We start from the raw sequence: 1,420 nt of genomic DNA, 5'->3' as shown, positions 1-1,420 counted from the left end.
TGGACGTGACCGCATCGAGCGGCTTTCGATGACTGCCGCTCTGAGTCTTTCTGGTGGCGTTCTCCAAAGAACCGATGACAGTCTGTTCGCGGGTGTAGCGGTCCCGTCGCTGGCATGTCAGCGACGGGACCGGGTGCCAGGCCGGACGGCGGGGGCCGCGCCACCGCGGGGGTTATCGGCGCTCCCCACCAATGGGGTGGGATCGATGGCTCGACCTGCTGCCGTCTCCTGATCGCAGACATGGCGCATAAGGCGGAGCCATTGGCGATGCCTTGACGATCAGATTACGGTGATCCGATCTGTGACCTGATTCATATGTGGTGTACTGACCTTTTGAGGCTGCTGAGTCTTTCAAACACGCTAGGTGCAGCCAGGAACCGCGGAGCAACGGGACGACTGGCGGCGACGGTAGCGGCGTCGACGTTGATGCGTTCACATTTAACAACGAGGGCTACCATGAAAGATTTTCCCGTGTGGGATCGTGGCACTGGCGGCAGAAAGGTGTCTGGACAAAGATCAGGAGTGATGAGATCGCGGATTGCGGTATCGTTGCCGGCAACGAGATCTGGTGCACTGTGCTCTGGCAGTGATAATTGGCTCTTCGCAGTTGTTCTTCGTCTTTTTCATCCAGTTCCCCAGCGTTGAGTCGTTGATGCCCAGGCTCTTCGCGGCTGCGGCCAAGGGATGGTCTGATTCGAGCACCAACTGTACCGCCTCGTCTTTGTACTCCTGGGTGTACTTCCGGGGTGTTGCACCCCATGACGCCCCTTCCTCGTGGACAGTGGACTTCAGGTCCCTCGTATAGCCGGCGCGGAGATCGCGCGGCATCCTCTTCGCAAGGGGCGGGTCGATGGGTCCGTGGTGTCCGCGGCCGACGCCCGGTTTCGGACGGCGTCCCGGCGCTGCCGGCCGTGGTCCACGCGCCGTTCACAAAACCTGATCGGCCCGACTGCCGGGCTGTTCTCGCGTCCAGACCGTCATGGAGGAGTGGTTCTACGCGATGCCTACCGACAAGCCCGCCATTGTTCTGATCCACGGGGCGTTCGCCGATGCGTCCGGTTGGGGCGATGTGGTCGCGAGGCTTCAGGCCCTCGGCTTCACCTGTTACGCTCCGGCCAATCCGTTGCGCGGTGTGATCAGCGACGGTGAGTACATCCGTGCGTGCGTCTCCACTATTGACGGCCCGGTCGTGTTGGTCGGGCATTCCTACGGTGGCAGTGTGATCACCAACGCCAGCACGGGGAACGCCAACGTCAAGGCCTTGGTCTACGTTGCCGCCTTCGCGCCGGAGGAGGGCGAGGCGCTGGCTGCCGCGCTCGCGCTGGGTGACGGGAGCAGCGATCTGGCCAAGCATCTGGTGCTCCGGCCCTACCCGGGCGTTCCCGAGGGCGACGCCGATGTGTATATCGATCCGGCGTAC

At 62.7% G+C, this 1,420-nt stretch carries 1 protein-coding gene and 1 pseudogene; one reads left to right on the top strand and one right to left on the bottom strand.

The window, feature by feature from the left end:
* Positions 1 to 621: 621 nt before the first annotated feature.
* A pseudogene (locus MJ783_RS21605) lies at positions 622 to 792 on the bottom strand (transposase); the annotation flags it as partial.
* Between the two features lie 208 nt (positions 793 to 1,000).
* On the opposite strand from MJ783_RS21605, the gene MJ783_RS21600 reads away from it, so the two are divergent.
* Positions 1,001 to 1,420 (top strand): triacylglycerol lipase (locus tag MJ783_RS21600; protein ID WP_239313309.1); only part of this gene is annotated, 420 nt, incomplete at its 3' end.

Source organism: Protofrankia sp. Cj3 (assembly GCF_917627355.1).
Lineage (GTDB): Bacteria > Actinomycetota > Actinomycetes > Frankiales > Frankiaceae > Protofrankia.
This window is presented reverse-complemented; position numbering and strand designations above follow the sequence as displayed.